Source organism: Streptomyces sp. ASQP_92, assembly GCF_025399895.1.
In the GTDB taxonomy this organism is placed as follows: domain Bacteria; phylum Actinomycetota; class Actinomycetes; order Streptomycetales; family Streptomycetaceae; genus Streptomyces.
In genome coordinates this window covers 59,829-79,242 of sequence record NZ_JAODUA010000002.1, presented here as the reverse complement: position 1 = coordinate 79,242, position 19,414 = coordinate 59,829, and the positions used below count along the sequence as shown (strand labels likewise).

13 protein-coding genes are annotated in these 19,414 nt (G+C 71.8%); 5 read left to right on the top strand and 8 right to left on the bottom strand.

The window, feature by feature from the left end; all coding sequences use genetic code 11:
* Window positions 1-51: 51 nt before the first annotated feature.
* Window positions 52-2,118, bottom strand: a complete 2,067-nt coding sequence (gene fusA / locus N4G70_RS06390; RefSeq protein WP_261711463.1) for an elongation factor G — start codon at window positions 2,116-2,118, stop codon at window positions 52-54.
* A gap of 577 nt (window positions 2,119-2,695) precedes the next feature.
* On the opposite strand from fusA, the gene N4G70_RS06385 reads away from it, so the two are divergent.
* The 4 genes from N4G70_RS06385 to N4G70_RS06370 all read left to right on the top strand — a co-directional run bounded on the left by N4G70_RS06385 (window position 2,696) and on the right by N4G70_RS06370 (window position 7,598).
* Window positions 2,696-5,119 (top strand): polysaccharide lyase 8 family protein, encoded by a 2,424-nt coding sequence (locus tag N4G70_RS06385; RefSeq protein WP_261711462.1) that lies wholly within the window; start codon window positions 2,696-2,698, stop codon window positions 5,117-5,119.
* 66 nt (window positions 5,120-5,185) lie between these two features.
* Window positions 5,186-6,139 carry a squalene/phytoene synthase family protein gene (locus N4G70_RS06380; RefSeq protein WP_261711461.1) on the top strand — a complete coding sequence of 318 codons (954 nt, stop codon included), beginning with the start codon at window positions 5,186-5,188 and terminating at the stop codon, window positions 6,137-6,139.
* A gap of 71 nt (window positions 6,140-6,210) precedes the next feature.
* Complete coding sequence (locus N4G70_RS06375; RefSeq protein ID WP_261711460.1) at window positions 6,211-6,636, top strand: CoA-binding protein; 426 nt, start codon at window positions 6,211-6,213, stop codon at window positions 6,634-6,636.
* Between the two features lie 98 nt (window positions 6,637-6,734).
* Window positions 6,735-7,598, top strand: coding sequence for an alpha/beta fold hydrolase (locus tag N4G70_RS06370; protein WP_261711458.1), 864 nt, complete (start codon window positions 6,735-6,737; stop codon window positions 7,596-7,598).
* Between the two features lie 102 nt (window positions 7,599-7,700).
* Here the strand turns inward: N4G70_RS06370 and fxsT are convergent, their stop codons facing one another.
* The 5 genes from fxsT to N4G70_RS06345 form a co-directional block, all read right to left on the bottom strand.
* On the bottom strand, window positions 7,701-11,675 hold the full coding sequence (gene fxsT, locus N4G70_RS06365) for an FxSxx-COOH system tetratricopeptide repeat protein (protein ID WP_261711457.1): 3,975 nt from the start codon (window positions 11,673-11,675) through the stop codon (window positions 7,701-7,703).
* On the bottom strand, window positions 11,668-13,014 hold the full coding sequence (locus N4G70_RS06360) for a TIR-like protein FxsC (protein WP_261711456.1): 1,347 nt from the start codon (window positions 13,012-13,014) through the stop codon (window positions 11,668-11,670). Before N4G70_RS06360 ends, fxsT begins: the two co-directional genes overlap by 8 nt.
* Before the next feature lie 190 nt (window positions 13,015-13,204).
* The gene (locus tag N4G70_RS06355; protein WP_261711455.1) at window positions 13,205-15,631 is read right to left on the bottom strand and encodes an FxsB family cyclophane-forming radical SAM/SPASM peptide maturase; all 2,427 of its coding nucleotides are present in this window, start codon (window positions 15,629-15,631) and stop codon (window positions 13,205-13,207) included.
* 20 nt (window positions 15,632-15,651) lie between these two features.
* Window positions 15,652-15,843 (bottom strand): hypothetical protein, encoded by a 192-nt coding sequence (locus N4G70_RS06350; RefSeq protein WP_261711454.1) that lies wholly within the window; start codon window positions 15,841-15,843, stop codon window positions 15,652-15,654.
* A 526-nt stretch (window positions 15,844-16,369) separates the two neighbouring features.
* On the bottom strand, window positions 16,370-16,942 hold the full coding sequence (locus tag N4G70_RS06345) for a helix-turn-helix domain-containing protein (protein WP_261711453.1): 573 nt from the start codon (window positions 16,940-16,942) through the stop codon (window positions 16,370-16,372).
* Between the two features lie 137 nt (window positions 16,943-17,079).
* Here N4G70_RS06345 and N4G70_RS06340 point away from each other — a divergent pair, with 137 nt between their 5' ends.
* Window positions 17,080-17,946: a DMT family transporter gene (locus N4G70_RS06340; protein ID WP_261711452.1), complete on the top strand. Its 867-nt coding sequence runs from the start codon at window positions 17,080-17,082 to the stop codon at window positions 17,944-17,946.
* A gap of 32 nt (window positions 17,947-17,978) precedes the next feature.
* Here the strand turns inward: N4G70_RS06340 and N4G70_RS06335 are convergent, their stop codons facing one another.
* A complete protein-coding gene (locus tag N4G70_RS06335; protein ID WP_261711450.1) occupies window positions 17,979-18,722 on the bottom strand; it encodes an acyltransferase in 744 nt (247 codons plus the stop codon).
* 70 nt (window positions 18,723-18,792) lie between these two features.
* Window positions 18,793-19,323, bottom strand: coding sequence for a gamma carbonic anhydrase family protein (locus tag N4G70_RS06330; protein ID WP_261711449.1), 531 nt, complete (start codon window positions 19,321-19,323; stop codon window positions 18,793-18,795).
* Between the last annotated feature and the right edge of the window lie 91 nt (window positions 19,324-19,414).

The window sequence follows — 19,414 nt, the reverse complement described above, 5'->3', positions numbered from 1 at the left end:
ATGCGCCCCCACGCGCCCCGCCCCGGCGGACCGGGGCGGGGCAGGGGGCGGCTACCGCGCCAGAAGGGCGTCGGCGACCGCGGCCGGTACCGGCGCGAGCGGGGCAGGGCGGGTGGTGAAGGTGCCCCGGCCCTGGGTCCGCCCGCGCAGCCGGGAGGCGTACCCGAACAGCTCGGCCAGCGGAACCGTGGCGGTGATCACCGCGGTTCCGGCGTCGGCGGTGGACGCCGAGACCTGGCCGCGACGGGCGGCGAGATCGCCGAGGACGCCGCCGACGCCGTCCTCGGGCACGGTCACCGTGATCTCCGCGACGGGTTCGAGGAGTCCGATCTCACTCGCCCGCAGCGCTTCACGCAGCCCGAACCGGCCCGCGCTGCGGAACGCCATCTCCGAGGAGTCCTTGGAGTGGGTCGCTCCGTCGGTGAGCGTGACCCGCAGGCCGGTGACCGGGTGGCCGCCGAGCGGGCCCTCGGCCAGGGCGTCACGGCAGCCCGCCTCCACGGCCCGCGCGTACTCCTGCGGCACGCGGCCGCCGACCACCGTCGAGCGGAATTCGAATCCCACCTCGTCCAAGGGCTCCACGTCCAGGACGATGTGCGCGAACTGCCCGGCGCCGCCGTCCTGTTTGACGTGCCGGTACACGAGTCCGCTCACGCCGCGCAGAACGGTCTCGCGGTAGGAGACCCGCGGGCGGCCCACGGTGACCTCCACGTCCTGGTCGCGGCGGATCTTCTCCACCGCGACCTCCAGATGGAGCTCGCCCAGGCCCGAGAGCACGGTCTGGCCGGTCTCCGGGTCGGACCGCACCACCAGGGACGGGTCCTCCTCGGCCAGGCGGGCCAGGGCCGAGGCGAGCCGTCCCGTGTCGGTGGCGAGCCTGGCCTCCACCGCGACCGACACCACGGGATCGGCGACCGAGGGCGGCTCCAGCAGCACGGGCGCGTCCGGCGCGCACAGGGTCGCCCCGGGCCGGGCGGTCTTGAGGCCGACCACCGCGACGATGTCCCCGGCCATCGCTTCCTCCCTCTCCTCGTGCTGGTCGGCCTGCACACGCAGGATCCTGCCGACGCGTTCGGTGCGGCCACTCGCCGCGTCACGTACCCACGCGCCCTTGCGCAGGGTGCCGGAGTAGATCCGCAGATAGGTCAGGCGGCCGCGCGCCGTGGCGTTCACCTTGAAGGCGAGCGCCGCGAACGGTGCCGCCGGGTCGGGCGCCCGTTCCTGCTCCTGGCCGTCGGCGGTGCCGCGTACCGGCGGCATGTCGGCGGGCGAGGGCAGATAGGCGAGTACCGCGTCGAGGAGCGGTTCGATCCCCCGGTTGCGGTACGCCGAACCGCACAGCACGACCACCGCGTCACCGGCGAGGGTCAGCTCGCGCAGAGCGCGCACCAGGGTCCGCTCGCTCAGCGCCGAGGCCGCGCAGAGCTCTTCGAGCGCGTCCGGATGGAGCTCCGCCACCGTCTCCTCCAGGAGCCGGCGCCGTCCGGCGGCCTCGTCGGACCATCCCTCGGGGACGGGCCCTTCGGTACGGGTGTCGCCGTCCCACAGCAGGGTGCGCATGCGCACCAGGTCGATGACGCCGGTGAAGCCGTCCTCGCGTCCGACGGGCAGCTGGACCACCAGCGGCACGGCGCCGAGCCGCTCCTTGATGGAGGCGACCGCCGTGTCGAGGTCGGCGCCCGCCCGGTCCAGCTTGTTCACGAACGCGATCCGCGGCACGCCGTGCCGGTCGGCCGTGCGCCAGACCGACTCGCTCTGCGGTTCCACACCGGCGACCGCGTCGAACACCGCGACCGCGCCGTCCAGGACCCGCAGGGACCGCTCGACCTCGTCCGCGAAGTCGACGTGGCCCGGGGTGTCGATGAGGTTGATGCGATGTCCGTCCCAGTCACAGCTCACGGCGGCGGCGAAGATGGTGATGCCGCGATCGCGTTCCTGGGCGTCGAAGTCGGTGACGGTCGTCCCGTCGTGGACCTCGCCGCGCTTGTGGACGGCGCCGGTCGCGAACAGGATCCGCTCGGTGAGGGTCGTCTTGCCCGCGTCGACATGGGCGAGGATGCCGAGGTTGCGCAGGGCGGAGAGACGGGTCGTCGCGAGGGCGCGGACGGGAGTACGCATGGCCTGAGGCCCTTTCGAGTGCTGCCGCTGAGATGTCTCAGGGACCGCGGAAACTGGCAGCGCGATTGCGGACGGCGTCACCGGGTCTGCCCAGGGGACCGCCGTCTTGCGACAACGGTGCGCTCAGGCAAAGGGTTTGACGCTGCGTCACTTACGTGCGGTGAAAGCCGCGCGGCCGTCACCGACCGACGCGGGACACCGGAATCACGTCGTACCGGCACGAGGGGGCGAGGGCCGCGATGCACTGCGTACGCATGGCCCGGCCCCCTTCCTCTTCGCTCGTCGGCGTCACTCGTCACTCGTTACTCGAAGTGCGGCGCGGCGCCTACTGGGCGGCGCGCTCGGCGAGTGTAGGCAGCGGCGCGGGGAGAGGGCACGGGGTTTTTCGGCGATCCCGCGGCGTTCCTCAACAAGCGGGGTTCTCAAGTAGCGCTTCCGGCAGGGGCGTTGACCACCTTTCGGGGCCGGGGCTACCTTGGCTGCACCCAAGAGTTCTCGTACATAGGCATTGTTCATGTAGTTGAACCAGAGGGTGATGTGGTTCCCGCCGCCGACGAACCCCGTGTGAGGACGAGCGATGTCGCTTGACCGCAGAGACGTGCTGCGCTTCGGAGCAACCGCGGCCGCGGCCGCCACGGTTCCCCTCGGGCTCGGGGAGCCCGCATCGGCCGCACCGCGCGGCCCGTCCGGCGCCGGGGACCACGCCCGGATCGTCGCCGCCTACCGCGAGCTCCAGGTCGGCGTGGGCCGCCCCTCGCTCCGGCGCGACCGGGCCGTTGCCGCCCTGGACAAGGTGGCTCTCGCGTATGACGCGGCCATGGATGTGACCGGCGACCAGCTCTGGGCGGACCTGCCGACCGGGCCCGGCAGCACCTACTTCCCCACCATGTACTACCGGTTGAGGACGATCGCCGTGGACTGGGCGACACCCGGCTCCGCCCTGTCGGGCCGCCCCGGCCTGCCCGAGCGCCTCGTGACCGCGCTCACCACCCTCTACCGCACGCAGTACAACGAGGGCACCCCGGAGATGGGCAACTGGTACTCCTACGAGATCGGCGTGCCCTACTGGCTGCTCCAGATCGTCGTGGCGCTCGGCGACCACTTGCCCGCCGCCGACCGGGAACGCGTGCTGCGTCCCGTGCTGCGCTTCGTCGCCGACCCCAACCACCGCACGAATACACCAGGGTTGGTCGAGACCGGAGCCAACCGGGCGGACAAGGCGCTCATCACGGTGGTGTCCGGAGCGCTCGCGCAGGACCCCGCCCGGGTGGCCGCCGGCCTCGCGGCGGTGACCGACGTCGCGGGCCACGGCGCCGCCGACCTCACCCGCCGGTCCACCGAGGGCGACGGCTACCGCACCGACGGGTCCTTCATCCAGCACGAGGTGGTGCCCTACCCGGGTCACTACGGTCTGGTGCTCCTGAGCGCGATCGCCGCCCTGACCCATGTCACGGCCGCCACCGGCACCCAACTCCCGCCGCCGGTACGGGAGATGTTCGAGGCGGCGGTCACCGAGGTGTACGCGCCGTTCCTGTTCGCCGGGTCGATGATGGAGCCGGTGCGCGGCCGGATGCTGTCCCGCCAGGGTGAGACCGGGCACGACGCCGGGCACCAGTTCATCGCCGCCGTGGTTCTCCTCGCCAGGACCGCCGCCGAACCGGCCCGCTCCCGGCTCGCGTCGCTGGCCGCGCGCTGGATCGACGAGGGCACCTGGGCGCCCTATCTCGACGTAGCCGACCTCGGCAGGTACTCGGGCGGGCTGCAACCCGTGGGCGTACCCGAGGTGGAGTTCGCCGAACGGCTCACCTCCGCGCCGCGCGCCGTCACCGCCGCCGCCGTCCGCGAACACCGGGTGTTCCCGCAGATGGACCGGATGGTGCACACCACCCCGGGATGGTCGGCTTCGCTCGGAACAGGATCACGGCGGATCTGCCGGTACGAGTCCATCAACGGCATGAACCTGCACGGGTGGTACACCGGCGACGGCGTGCTCTACACCTTCCTGCCGGGCCGACAGGGCCACTACAGCGACGCCTACTGGCCGACCGTGGACGCCACCCTGCTCCCGGGCACCACCGAGAAGGACGCCACCCCGCCCACGCTGCTCCCCGACCCGCCGCGCACCACCACCGCGTACGCCGGCGGGGTGCGCTTCGACGACGCCCATGGCGCGCACGGCCTGGACTTCGTCTCGCAGGACGGCACCCTGTCGGCCAGGAAGTCCTGGTTCTTCACCCCGGACGCGGTGATCTGCCTCGGCGCCGCCATCACGGACGCCTCCGGTGCCCCGGTGCGCACGGCGATCGAGAACCGCAACCTCGGCGAGCGGGGCGCCGCCCGCCTGCTGGTCGACGGCCGCCCGGACCGGGCCCTCCCCGGTACGCCGGTCGCCGTACCCGACGCGCGGTGGCTGCATCTGGAGGGCACGGCGGGCTACGTACTCCTCGACGGGCCACGGCGACAGCCCCTCACCCTCCTGCGTGAGGACCGCACCGGGAGCTGGCTCGGCATCGACACCGGGGCCAACACCCATGGCACGGCGGAGCGTTACACCCGGCGCTACCAGAAGATCGTCCTCGACCACGGTGTCCGCCCGGCCGCCGCGAGCTACGCCTACGCGGTGCTGCCGGGCGCCTCGGCGGACCGCACACGCCGGGCGTGCGGGCGCTGGCACGTGCTGGCCAACACGGAGAAGGTCCAATCAGCCCGCCTGGACGGGCAGTTGACGGCGGCGTCGTTCTTCACGGCGGGCGGCGTCGAGCGGGTCCGGGTGTCCGGGGCCGCCGCGATGATGTGGGGGCGCACCGCCCACGGGTGGACGTTCGCCCTGTCCGACCCCACGCAGACGCAGGACACGGTGCGGGTGACCGTCGAGGGGGCGGGCCACCGCGTGCGGCACGCCGACCCCTCCGTCACCGTGGTCGCCACCCACCCGAGGCTGGTGGTGGACATCGAGGTCGCCGGGTCGTTCGGGGGCACCCACACGTTCACGACGGCCTGAGGGGCGGCCGGCCGCCCGGCCGTGATCCACTGGAGCCCGGCATCCACACCCCGGGAGAGGTCATCGATGAGTGCGTGGAACCAGGCCCTCGACGCCGCGGACATCCGCGACCCGGGACTGCGCGACGACTACACCCGCCAGCGCGAACTGGCCGCACGCTTCAAGCGCAGCGCCTATCTGGCCGCCCGGCTGCTGCTGCCGCGACCGCTGTTCCCGCATGTGGTCGCGGCGACCGCGTTCATGCACCACAGCGACAACCTGCTGGACAGCGGCCCCCTCGACGACCGGACCGGGGCGTATGCCGCCTGGGAGCGGCAGGTGCGTGACGGTCTGGCCGACGGCGACAGCGCCCACCCGGTTATCTGCCCGCTCCTGCACACCATCAGCGCCCACCCCCGCCTGCGCGGCCACGTCGAGGACTACCTGCGCACCGCCCGCGCCGACCTGGACTTCGCGGGCTTCGCCACGGAGGCGGACCACCAGGCCTACATCGACGCGTACTCGCTGCCCGCGTTCATGCTCGTCGCCTGTCTGCTGGCCCCGGACGGCGACGCGAAGGAGTTCCGCGCGGCGTGCCGTACTTACATCGACGCCGCCCAGCGGATCGACTTCGTCAACGACCTCGCGGAGGACCTCGCCGACGGCCGACTCACCCTGCCGCGCGAGGAGTTGGAGCGCTGCGGGGTCACCCGCGAGGACCTGGAGCAGGCCCGCGACCTCCCCGGCACCCGGAGGCTGATCGCCTCCTCGCTCGACCGGGCCAGCACCACCCTCACCGCAAGCGCCCCCCTGACCCACCTCGTCCCGCCCCCCGGCCGCCCCCTGGTCCGCGCCCTGATCGCCCTCGACCACCTCACCCTGACAGCGGCAACCCGCAAGGGCCCCGCCCTCCTGAAATCCTCCGCCCGCCCGTCGGTGCGGGGCGCCGCGGGGGTGCTGCTGCGGGAGTACGGGGTCGCGCGGCGGGTGGGGCGCGGGACCCACGCCGACCAGCACGCGGACCTCATTGCGGGGTCCTGACCGGAATGCGGCCGGGCGGTGCGGACGTTGCCCGAGTGACCATGGGCCACCCCCGACCCCCAGGAGCCACCGTGCAACCCGAGCAGTCCGAGCAGTCCGAGCAGGACGTCATCCGCAGGATCCTCGCCGAGACCGGCGACACCTGGGCCGTCGTGGGGCTCTCGTCCAATCAGGGGCGGGCCGCCTACGGCGTGGCCCGGGTGCTTCAGGGGTTCGGGAAGCGGGTCGTGCCCGTGCATCCCAAGGCGGAGACCGTGCACGGGGAGCAGGGGTACGCCTCGCTCGACGCCATTCCCTTTCCCGTGGATGTCGTCGACGTGTTCGTCAACAGTGAGCTCGCCGGTGCCGTGGCCGATCAGGCCGTCGCCGTCGGGGCCAAGGCCGTCTGGTTCCAGCTCGGGGTCGTCGACCAGGACGCGTACGACCGCACGCGCGCGGCCGGGCTCGACATGGTCATGGACCGGTGCCCGGCGATCGAGATCCCCCGCCTCGGCTGAGCGGAGCGGGCCCGCCGCGCATTCGGCGAGTGCGGGTATGTACCACTGAATCGCACACGCTCATACTGGCGCCAACCAGACCTAGGGGGAGGCACCAGTTGGGGGAGCTGATTCGTACCAGGGACGGGCGGGACTTAGCGGTCGAGAATTATGGGAACCCGAAGGGCAGACCGGTGTTCCTGCTGCACGGCACCCCGGGGAGCCGGCTCGGCCCGGCCCCTCGCAGTGCGGTGCTCTACCGCCTCGGTGTCCGCCTCATCACGTTCGACCGGCCGGGATACGGAGATTCGGACCGGCTGCCCGGGCGCCGGGTGGCGCACGCGGCGGCCGATGTGGAGGCCATCGCCGACGCCCTTGACATCGACGAGTTCGCCGTCGTGGGCCGCTCCGGCGGCGCCCCGCACGCGCTCGCCTGTGCGGCGCTGCTCCCGGACCGCACGGCGCGGGCCGCGGCCCTGGTGGGGCTCGCGCCGCGCGACGCGCAGGGGCTCGACTGGTTCGACGGAATGACCGAGGCCAATGTCCGTGAGTACATCAACGCGGCTGCCGGTAAAGGGCAGTTGACGACAGCGCTCGAGATGCGCTCGATCACCATCCGCTCCGATCCGCGCCGCTCCGTCGCCGACATGCGGCACGATCTGCCCAAGCCGGACCGGGGCATCGTCGCGGACGCCGGCATCCGGGCGATGCTGGAGCGCAACTTCGAGGAGGCGTTGCGCAGTTCGGCCGACGGCTGGGTGGACGACGTGATGGCGTTCAGCACCGACTGGGAGTTCCGCCCGGAGGACATCACCGCGCCCGTCCTGCTGTGGCACGGCGAACAGGACGTGTTCGCGCCCGTGCAGCACACCCGCTGGCTGGCCGAGCGGATCCCCGGCGCCCAGTTGATCGTCGAGCGCGGCGCCGCCCACTTCGGAGCGCTTCGGGTGCTCACCCGGGTGCTGAGCTGGGCCACCTGGTGAGCGGCTGAGGACGCGCGAGCCGGGCTGCGCCGGGCCGTTGGGCGGGTGCGGACGAGCCGGGGAGCGCGGGGCCGTTGAGACCCGTGCGCTCCCCGGGCCGCGTCACACCGGCTGCGGCTCCAGGTCGCGGTTGATGCGGCGCCAGGCGCGGGCCGCCTCGGCGATCGGATGGTCCACGCCGAGCTGTTTCGCGGCCGGTTCCAGGATGGAGGTCCGCAGCCGCTGCGCCTCGTCCTCGCGCCCGGCCGCCCGCAGCGTGATCGCCAGATTGGAGCGGCAGGCGAGCACATCGGGGTGGGTCGGTCCGAACCGCTCCAACAGGCCCTTGAGCGCCGTCCGTTCCCAGCGTTCGGCCAGGTCCGGCCGGCCCATGTCACCGTAGGCGTTGGCCAGATTGATCGCCGCGGAGAGGGTGAACGGGTGGCGTGAGCCCAGCACTTCCTCCAGGGCGGCCCGCACGTCCTCACCGCCGCGCGCCGCCTCCTCGGCGGCGCCGAGGCCCCGCTGATAGATGTAGACGTTGTTGCGGCAGGCCAGGGTGAAGGGGTGCTCCTCGCCCAGGGTGCCCTGATAGCCCTCAAGGGCCTGGAGGGAGAGGTCGTAGGCCGCCTGTTTGTCACCGGTCGCCGAGAAGTCGGCCGCCAGATTGAGACAGCAGGCGAGCGCGTCCGGCGCCTTGGTCCCGTACCGGCCCCGGTAGCGGTTGTACGTCTCCTCGGTCAACCGCTTCGCCTCGTGCGGGTGGCCCGCCTTGCGCAGCGACACGGCGAGGCTCTTGGCGGTCCGCAGCGCCTCGGGCACATCCGCGTTCAGCACCCGCTCGAACGCGGAGACCACCTCGCGCAGCACCTGCACCGAGGCCGTGTACTCGCCGCTCTCGCGCAGATCCCTGCCCAGGTGGCCCTTGGTGGTGAGGGTGAAGGGGTGGTCCTCGCCCAGGAGGGCGCTGCGGCGCTCCACCGTCTCCTCGTCCAGCCTGCGGGCCGCCTCGCTGTCACCGCTGAGCCGGTAGTCGATGGCGAGGTTGTTGGCCGCGATGAGGGTGCGCGGGTGGTTCTCGCCGAAGATCTGGCGAAGGCCGTGGTAGATCGTGAGGTCCCGGGTGAGGGCCTCGTCGAACCGGCCGAGGGCGCGCAGGTCGGCGGCGAGGCTGCCGGTGGTGATGAGGATGCTGGGGTGGTCGTCGCCCGGGTGGTCCTTGCGCAGGACGCTGATCTGGCGGGCGAGGGTGTCCTCGTCCATCGCCCGGGCCTCCTGGTACTTGCCCTGGGCGCGCAGCGCGTTGGCCAGTTCGAAGCGGATGTTGAGGGTCTGGAGGTCGTTCTCGCCGAGTTCGCGCGTCCAGACCTTGTTGAGCTGGGTGCCGAGCACCCGGGCGCTCTCCAGCTCGCCGCGCTTGAGCAGATAGCGGATGCGGTCGACCATGAGCTGGCGGACCTTCTCCTCGTCGCAGTCGGCGATGCCGGAGGCGCTCAGGTGCGGCCAGATCAGTTCGAAACTGGGCCAGCTCTTGGGGTCGTTGACCGGGTTGTCGCGGTCGACGCCCTCGACGGGCCGGGCCTCGGCGAGGATGCGGTGCACCTCGTGCTTGGCGGTGTCGACCTCCTCGTCGCTCAGGCCCGCCCGCACGGCGGCCTGCACCAGGCGGTGGACCTGGATGCTGCTGTCGGCGGGGTCGACCTTGGCGAGCGCGAACCGGTTCAGGGTCTGGATGACCTTGCCCAGCATGTACCGCTCCCGCAGGTCGGGGTCGTACGGCAGGAGGGACTCGAACATCGAGTCGCTGCCGATGAGCCGCATCGAGATCGGTTCGGCGGAGAAGAACGAGCAGAGCTCCAACAGGCGTACCGCGGCCTTGGATTCATCGCGCAGCCGGCTGATCGAGATGTTCCAGGTCGCGCCGATCTGCTCCGAGTAGTCCTCGGGCTTGCCGAGCGAGAGGACCTTGGTGCTCTGCTCCCTGAGCTGTTCCACATAGGCGTCGACGGGGGTCGCCGTCTCGGCCAGCCAGGCGGCCGCCACCTCGACCGCGAGCGGCAGGTCGCCGACCGCGTCGGCGACCCGGTCGGCGTCGGCGGTCGGGAGTTTGGTGACCCGGCGGCACAGGTGCTCGATGCTCTCGGCCCGGGTGAAGACCTCGACCTCGATGGCCTCCACCTGGGTGGAGGCGGGCTTGTTGCGGCAGGTCGCCAGGATGTGGCCGTAGGTCTCGCCGGGGATGGGCTCCATGTCCTCGGGGAGCAGCTTCAGCGCCCGGTCGAGGTCCTCGACGTTGTCGAAGATCAGCAGCCAGCGCGAGTACGGCGCGCCGCGCCGCAGCGCCTGGAGGGCGGCGGTCGCGGCCTCGGCCACCACGTCGCCGGCCCTGAGATCCATCTCGGCGGCCAGCTCGGCGAGCGAGGACACCACGCGGTCGGGCTGCTCGGCCTCGATCCACCACACCAGGTCGTAGTCCGCGCGGAAACGGTGGGCGTACTCCCGCGCGACCTGGGTCTTGCCGACGCCGCCGAGGCCGTAGAGGACCTGCGGGAAGCGCTGGGCGGAGCGGCTGTCGCCGCGCAGTTGGTCCCGCAGCCGCTCCAGGACGGAGGTGCGTCCGGTGAACCAGGCGTGCCGGGGCCGTACGTTCCAGACCTTGGGCACACTGCCCGGATAGCGCGGTCCGGGAGGCCCGGACGCCAGGGCGGCGACGGCCTCGGACCGGTCCAGCGCGCTGAGCACGGCGGCCGCGGCATCCCCTTCGTCGAGCCGTACGAGGTCGATGACGCCCCGGCTGCTGAGCGGCGGGCTGAGCCGTACGTCGCCGACGCGCACCGGCAGGATGTGGCGCCGGCCGCCGGAGATGTCGAGTCCGGTCCCGGACTCCCAGGAGCTCCTGGCCCGCTCGGAGTTGAGGTAGGCCTGGGAGACGACCGGTATCACCCGGTAGCCGGCGCCGGAGGTGAACTCGGCCTCGGTGGCGCTCGACCGGGGGGCGCGGACGTCGACCGGCACGACGTGGAAACCGGCCGCGGTGAGGACGTACACCAGCCAGTCGGCCCACATCTGGTCCTCGGCGACATGGGTGAGCACCAGGTTCGACGGCGGCATGGGCCGGCGCCGGGTGTAGGCGGCGACATGGGTGAGGCGGTCGGCCTCGTCGATGGGCGGCAGCGAGTTCACCAGGCCGCCGGTGAGGACGGAGGTGAGGCGTTCGCAGGCGCTGAGCATGGAGCTGCTGACGTTGGGCGCGTCGCCGAAGGTGGCCAGGATCTCCTCGTACGCGTAGAAGGGGCGGTACGGGACCTCCACCGTGCCCCAGTAGTTGCCGAGTTCCTCGGGGCTCAGTCCGCTGGGGAAGCCGGGGAAGCTCTCGCGGGCCAGGGCCCGGCCGGCGTCCGCCTTCTCCTTCTCGCCGTCGTCGATGCGCATCGGGACGGGCAGGATGCGGATGCGCCGCTCGTGGTAGCGCTCCTCGATGTCGCGGGCCACCGCGGAAGCGCCGTCGATGCTCTGGTCGCTCAACGTGAAGCAGACGACGAGGACTTCGGGCATCTGGACGGTGCAGATGTCGGCGATGTCGCTCAGGCCGGTGCGGCTGTCGATGAGGGTGTAGTCGTAATGGCGCTGCATGTCGTCGCGCATGGCGTCGAAGAACTGACCGCCGCCGAACCGTTCGTGGAAGTCGTCCCAGTCCATCTTGCCGACGATGGAGGGGTAGTCGCGGTTGCGCCGTCCGGCCGAGAGGAAGTCCAGGCTGCCACCCTGGGGGAAGTTCCAGTTGAGGGAGGTGGCGTGGGGGCGGACCCGGGCGTATTCGCGGTGCCAGTCGGGGTCGCGGTCGGCCGGTCGCCGGGCCTCGTCCTGGTAGTCGGTGATCAGGTTGATCAGGCCCGGGGTCGCCTCCAGGTCGGCGAGGTCGAGGAAGGGGTGGAAGAACCGGTGCAGACCTGGCGCCTCCAGGTCCCAGTCGACCGCCAGCACCCGGTACCCGTTGGCCGCCAGGATCCAGGCGCAGTTGGCCAGCGCCATGGTCCGTCCGGTGCCGCCCTTGTACGAGTAGAACGTGACGACGGTCCCGTTGCGGTTCTCAGTCATCTGATGAGCCCTCCGCCTTATCACCGTGGTTCTTCTCCTGGTCAGTACCGCGACCGCGGGCGCTGGGGCCCGGTGCGCCGTAGCCGATGCCGCCGGGGAGCACCCGGGGCATCCGGCCGCCGCTTCCGGGCGGTGGGTAGGTCGGCGCGTGAGCCTCGTAGTGGCGTACCGCCGCCTTCACGGCTCCCGGGATCGCCTTGCTGAAGGCTTCGAGGGTGGGCAGTCCGCCGCTGGGTGTGCGGTGTCCGTCGCTCTCGTTGACCCGGGTGGAGAGCGCGGCGTCGGTGCCCAGCGACAGCTCCTCGTCGCGCTCCCGGGTTTCGGGGTCCGCCACATTTCCGGGGATCATGACACTGATCCAAGGTCGGCGGGTGGCGCCCAACTGGTCGAGCAGTTCGCGGCGGCGCCGGGCGTCCAGCGCCCAGCGGTCGAGCAGCAGCAGACCGGGCCCGGGCGGTCCGGAGGCGAGGAGCCGCTGGGGCTCGGCCTCGAAGTCGCTGAGGTGCACGGTGTAGTTCAGATTGCGTACGACGTCGACGGTGTGGTCGGCGAGCGGTCTGGAGGAAGCCGGATGGTACGGGTTCCAGTCCAGGGCCTCGGTTCCGTAGCAGTCCGGGCTGCGTCCGGTGGGGAGGCTGGAGCGCGAGCAGGCGAGGACGGCGACCTCCATTTCCCGGGCGGGCCCCCCGGCCGGACCGAAGGCGGGCGGCACCTTGGCGTAGTCCTGGTGGGGGTCGCCGGGTTCCAGTTGGGTCTGCTGGGCCACGTTGACGATGCGTTTGGCCAGCCGGTAGACGGCGCGTTCGTACTGGTCGCGCAGGTAGTTGAGTTTGATGAGCCCGTAGAAGCCCTCGTCGGCGTACTCGTCGCCGAACGTGGCGTGGTTGAACTGGAGGCGTTCCGCGGGCTGCGGGAGCTGCCGGGTGGGCACGGGCACCCACAGGGCCGGCACTATTCCGGTGACGGGGTTGCTGTTGTTGCTGCTGTTACGGGTGTTTTGCGCGGCGGCCCGGCTGGAGAAGGCGAACCACTCCCGGCCGCACTGTTCGCTGAGGAAATAGCGCGGCGAATAGAGCGGTACGAACACCTTGCAGAAGGCGAGCGCCTCCGAGAGCCGTTCCTGCCACCCCTCCCCGGGCTGCATCTGCTGATCCATGAAGCCGGCGCTGCCGGCCGGGAGGGGCGTCAACTGCATCACATGGGCGCAGAGGTCCCGGAAGAAACGCTGGACCCAGAGGTTCGGGTCCTTGTCCTTGGGGTCGCTCTTCGGCGTGTGCGCGTAGCTGAGGAAGAAATAGGGCTTCTGCTCGTCTCCCCCGGCCCCCACTGATCCCTGCACCACTGTCTCCCCCGGTCCAAGTGGATGGGACCTCAGTGTAGGAACGGAAGATTCTCCGGCGGAACAGAACGAACAAACCCATGGGGAGATCCACTCCCGGATTTTCGATCAGATCATGACCGAAATCATGCGGCGCTCCGGGAGTGGATCAATCAAATGGGGGGAGAATTCGCTCAATTCGCTGATGAATTCAGCGGGTTCCGCCTTCGGTACGGGCCTCCCAGGCGGCCCGGTGGCGACGGGCGGACTCCTCCGCGGCGCCGAGCGCGGCGGGTGAGACCGCCTCGTCCCGCCAGCCGGCCACCGTCTCGCCCATGCGCCCGACGAAGCGTTCTCCCAGGTCGGTGAGGGAGCCCGAGCCGAGCAGCACCTCCACGGCCCGCGCCGTCTGCTGCCGCCAGCGAGCGAACTCGGCCTCGGCGGCGCCGCGTTCGGTGGCCAGCGGAGCCGTCTCGCGGCGCACCCGCCAGAAGTCGGTCACCGCGATGTGGGCGTACGTTCCCTGGAGCAGGCCGCCGATCGGGCGGGGGTCCTCGCGCCAGGGGGCGTAGTAGCGGTCGTGGTCGGCCGTGTCGTACAGGTCGACCGCGTCGAGGACGGCGGCGAGCTTCACGTGCTGGAACTCGTGGACGATCAGCAGGGCGAGCTGTTCGGGGGAGGCCGGCCGGGCCACCCCGATCGCCCCCCAGGCGTCCTTGCAGGCGGCGCTGACATCGCTGCCGTCCGGCGCGTTCAGGGGGGTGATCACCCGCAGCCCCGCCGCCACGCCGTCGGCGTAGGCGGGCAGTTCGCGCCGGATCAGGGACCAGGCTCCGGTGAGGTCCTCGGACCACAGCTTGGCCTCGCCGGCCGGGAGGCGATCGGCGACGGGCCACTCGTGGCGGTCCCGCAGCGGGTCGGTGTCCTCGATCGCGACGTTCCAGCCCTCGCCCTCGAAGAGGCGCACGGGCCGCCAGTGCGGGGTGAGCCCGTCCATGCCCTCGTGCCAGCCGATGTCGATCCGGCGCGCACCGGCGCGCACGGTGAACCCGTCGGCGCCCGCCGTCACTTCGGCGTGGGTGGCCGCGACGTCGAGCCGCACGGTGCCGAAGCCGGGCAGGCGCAGGGTCGTGCCGCGCAGCGGCACCGTGACGGTCCGGTCGAGCCGGGCGCGCAGGGCGGTGGTGGCCGCGATTTCGGCGAGGCCGCCCGCGGGGGCCTCCCGGCCCCCGAGCACGCCGAGCGCCCAGGGCCTGGTGTAGGGGTGGGCGAGTACGCCGGCGAGTTCATCGGGGACCTCGGCGTCCAAGTCGGTGAGGGCTTCCCAGGCCTCGGCGCCCTCGCGGTCCGAGAGCGCGATGCGCTGCGCGCTGACGGCGGCGAGCAGTTCCTGGTTGATGTCGAGTTGGGCGGCCGCGAGGCGCCCGACGGTGTCCACCCCGCCGAAGCCGGCCGCGAGTGTTTCGAAGTCCCCCTGTTCCAGCGGGAGTTGGGCGGCAACGGGGGCCGGCGCGGGCACGGCCGCCTCCCGGTCCCTGATGGTGGTGACCAGAGCCATCAAATCGGGGCAGAACACCGACGGGTTGTCGAAATCGGTTCCGGTCCGGTAGCGGTGGGCGTAGAGGCCTCCGCCGCAGGACTCGACGACCGGGCAGGCCCTGCACTGTGCGCAGAGCTGCTCGGCGCCCTGCTGGCGGGCGAGCATGCCGGGGTGCGCGAGGACGTCGTCGAGCGAGTGCCGGAAGACGTCCATGCCGGTGGCCGGGGCGCCGTCGTACGAGGTCTTGAGGCTGTCGGCCTGCTCGAAGGTGCCGTCGGTCTCGATCACGACGAGGTCGGCGGGCGCGAGCCCGAGCGACTCGGTCAGGCTGCTCTCGCCCCGCAGGGTGCGCAGGACGGAGTCGAAGATGCGGACCGGCACGGGCCGGCCCGCCGCGTCCCAGCGCCGGTAGATCGCGTCGAGCCAGTCCGCGTACGGCGTGGGCGCGCCGCCGGGACGCGGGGGCGGGGTGTCCCAAGTGGCGTGCGGCAGAAGGAAGTCGATGCGCGGGGGCGCGAGTTCGAGCAGGGCGTCGTACACGGCGACCGGGTCGTTCTCGACGTCGATGGTGCAGAGCAGTCCGGCGAACAGGGGCCGGTAGCGGGGGCGGTTGAGGAGCTCGATCGCCCGGATGACCTTGGCGTGGCTGCTGCGGCCGTCGGCGTAGCGCCGGTGGCGGTCGTTGGAGACCTTGTCGCCGTCCAGGGACACCCCCACCTTGATGCCGAGTTCGAGGAAGAGTTCGCAGAACTCCTCGTCGAGGAGCACGCCGTTGGTGTGCATGCGCAGATCGAGGGCGCTCACACCTCGCAGGGCCCGGCGCAGTTCGTCGGCGGCGGTGCGCAGCCGGTCGGGGCCGGCGAGCAGGGGCTCTCCGCCGTGCAGGACGACGTGGACGGTGGGGAGTCGATGGCTGCGGGCGTGCTCGGCGATACGGTTCGCCACCTGGGCGAGGATCTCCGGCGACACGGCCCGGGGCTTTCCCCGCCAGCTCGTGTCCGCGTGCTCGTAGACGTAACAGTGGTCGCACGCCAGATCGCAGCGGCTGTGTACCTTCAGCACGAACTGCGACAGGGCGGGCGAAAGCGTCTGGTCCATGGGTGGAGTCGTTCCGCCCGTCAGAGCGCCGACTGGAACGCGGAGGCGGCGGGGACGTGTGGGGCGCCACAGGCCGCGATCACCCGGGCCAGATTCGCCGGAGCCCGCCCGGCGTGCTGCGCCGCGGCCCGCCGGGCCAGCGGCAGTCCCCGGTCGGCCGACCGGTGGGTGGCGGGGCCGGGCCGTACGGCCGCCGAGACGAGAGCTTCCACGTGAGCGCCTTTCGGTGTCGAAGCGCCGTCTTCGCAGCAGGGTCTGGGGGATCGCTGTGCGGAACACGGCTCGTAGATCAGGTGGATCAGTGCATGGGCTGTTGCGTGCGTCGAGCCACTCGCGGCCGCACGCCGTGCCCCTGGGCGCTTCGACGCCATGCGACCGGTCCGACCACTGCCGCCTCCCCGGGACACCACAACTGCCGTGCCCCGTCCCCAGGTTCGGCGATGACGCCGAAACCACCCGCACGAGTGGTTTCGTCCGCGAAGAACCGCGCTTCCGTCGCTCCCGCAGGCGCGAGAGTGACGATAGTCAGCCTCCACCCGTGGCGGCCCCCATTACCAGATACAAGGCCAAAATCGTCCAGAACGTGTAGAGGAACCGGTCGGAGTGCGCGCCAAGGAGTACACACCGGTTCATCCGTGGGCACGACGCCTCACGCCCCTCCCGCCCCACCACTCCCCCGCACGCGCGGGCGCGCGCGTTCCACGCTAACAGGGCGCCGGGCGCCCGGCCGTTGGCATCTCAGCGTTCGAACGGGACGGAGATCGCCATCGTCATGACGACCGGCTCGGAGCCCTCGTTGCGGTACGTGTGCGCGGCGTTGGCCTCGAAGGCCGCCGAATGCCCCGCCGGAACCGGGTGGTCGACGCCGTCCACGCCGAGGGTGAGGGTGCCTTCGGTGACGTGGATCAGCTCGACGGTGCCCGCGGGGTGCGGATCCGAGGAGCTGCCGTCGCCCGGCATCAGGTGCCAGCGCCACATCTCCAGCGGACCGGGCGCCTCGGTGCCGGCGAGCAGCGTGCTGGAGCTCCCCCGCTCGGTGGACCACAGCCGGACGGCCTGCTCGGGCGGGACGATGCGCACCTTGGGGCCGCTCTCGTAGTCGAGCAGCGTGGTGATGCTGACGCCCAGCGCGTCTCCGATCTTCACCACGGTGCCCACGCTGGGATTGGTCCGGGCCTGCTCGATCTGGATGAGCATGCCGCGACTGACCCCGGCGCGCGTCGCGAGCGCGTCGAGGGTGAAGCCCCGCTCGGTGCGCCAGCGCTTGACGTTGCGGGCCAGTGACTGGGTCAGCAGTTCTAGGTCCGACACATTCCGTCCATGAGGAGGGCCCCCTCCACAGAGAGAGGGCGTCAAATATTTTCGATGACAGAGTCCAGTGGAGTGCACTACCGTGGAGTGCACTCCACTGATCTCCCGTGTCACCGCACTGTACTGCGAGGCCCCCCATGACAGCACTGTTCGCCCTGGCCACCAGCCTCCTGTGGGGGCTGGCCGACTTCGGGGGCGGACTGCTCACCCGGCGCATGCCCGCCCTGACCGTGGTGGTCGCCTCGCAGACGGTGGCCGTGGTGGTCCTCGGGGCGGTCGTGGTCGCCACGGGCGGCCTCGGCGAAGCGGGCCCGCAGCTGTGGTTCGCTGTGGCGGCGGGCGCCGTGGGCCCGGTCGCCATGCTCAGCTTCTACAAGGCCCTGGCGCTGGGCCCCATGGGTGTCGTCTCGCCGCTCGGCTCGCTCGGCGTCGCGGTGCCGGTCGGGGTCGGTCTCGTCCTCGGCGAGCGCCCCGGCCTGCTCCAGTTCGCCGGGATCGCGGTGGCCGTGGCCGGTGTCCTGCTCGCGGGTGGCCCGGAGTTCCGGGGTGCCGCGGTGCGGCGCCAGGCCGTTCTCCTGACCCTGCTCGCCGCCTTCGGCTTCGGCGCGGTGATGGCCCTGATCTCCGAGGCGTCCACCACGGTGACCGGTCTCTTCCTCGCGCTCTTCGTGCAGCGCGTCACCAATGTCGCCGTCGGCGGCACCGCGCTGCTGGTCTCGGTGCGGCGCGGCGGCGCCGCCCTGCCCGAGGACGGCGGATCGCGCGCCGTATGGCTCGCGCTGCCCGCGCTCGCCTTCGTAGGCCTCGCCGACGTGGCCGCCAACGGCACGTACGCGATCGCCGCCCAGCAGGGCCCGGTCACCGTCGCGGCGGTGCTCGCCTCGCTCTACCCGGTGGTCACCGCGCTCGCGGCGCGCGGTGTGCTCAAGGAGCGGTTGCGTACGGTGCAGGCGGCGGGCGCCGGACTCGCGCTGGTCGGCACCGTGCTGCTGGCGACCGGCTGATCAGTCCACCAGCCGATCGGGCACCCGGCCGATCAGGCCTCTTCGGGGCTCAACTCCGCGATGGCGAGAAGCTGTTCGGGCGTGACGCCGTCCGGGATGGGGACCGGCGCGGGGGTGCGCAGCGGCGGCTGCCAGCCGCCTTGCTCGTCCCAGGTACGCACGATCTTCGCGGGCGCCCCGGCCACCACGGCGTGGTCGGGCACCTCACCGCGTACCACCGCGCCCGCCGCCACGACAACATTGCGGCCGAGCCGCGCGCCGGGCAGGACGACCGCGCCCGTGCCCAGCCAGCAGCCCGGGCCGATCTCCACCGGTTCCATGCGCGGCCACTGCTTGCCCACCGGCTGCCGGGGATCGTCGTAGCTGTGATTGGTCGAGGTGATGTAGACGTTCGGGCCGCAGTACGTGTCCGAGCCGATGGTGATCGTCGTGTCGGCGATGACATGGCTGCCCCGGCCGAGCACGACCCCGTTGCCCAGCGTCAGGATCGGCTCGGCGCCGAGGTCCAGGCCCGGCATCATCCCGGCGGTCAGAGTGACCTGTTCGCCGATGATGCAGTGGTCGCCCAGCTCGATCCAGGGCTCGCCGAAGACGGTGCCCTGCGGAAAGGCGAGGCGGGTGCCGATGCCGATCCGGCGAAAGCGCAGCCGCCCCGGGTGCTCGGCGGTGACCGCGCCCGTCCGCTTGATCCAGTCCCAGCCCCCATGGACCGCGCGGGAGGCGATTTCGCGCCGCCAGGCGGTCAGGGACGAGAACGTGTTTCTGTTCTTGGGCACCCGCTCACGGTACTCACCGCCGACGCGGCCGATCAGGGCCGACGCCTGTGATCTTCCGCTCAGCCCGGCCTCAGCCGCCGTGCGCCGCGCGGTGGTCCTCGGCCAGACCGAGGTACATCAGGGCGTTGACCTTGATGCCCTCGCGCTCCTCCGCGCTCAGCTCGCGCCGCACCTTGGCCGGTACGCCCGCGACGAGGGAGCCGGGCGGCACGACCATGCCCTGGGGTACCAGGGCGTGTGCCGCGATCAGTGAACCCGCCCCGATCCGGGCGCCGTTGAGGATGGTGGCGCCCATGCCCACCAGGACGTCGTCCTCGACGGTGCAGCCGTGCAGCACCGCGTTGTGCCCGACGGTGACCCGCTCGCCGAGGGTGACGGGGAAGCCCGGGTCCACATGGACGGTGCAGTTGTCCTGGATGTTGCTCTCGGCGCCGATGACGATCGGCCCGCAGTCGGCGCGCAGGACCGCGTGGTACCAGATGCTCGCCCGCTCGCCCAGGGTCACCTCACCGAGCACCACCGAGGTGGGTGCGGTGAATGCGGTCGGGGCGATCTCGGGCGCCTTGCCGCCCACTGCCGCGACCAATGCCTGCTCTGCCATGCGCCACTCCTTGTACGGATTCCATCGCGCCGGGTGTCACGCTAAGCGACCGTGTTCCGGCCTGCGCGGGCGGGGCCCGCTTACGATCACG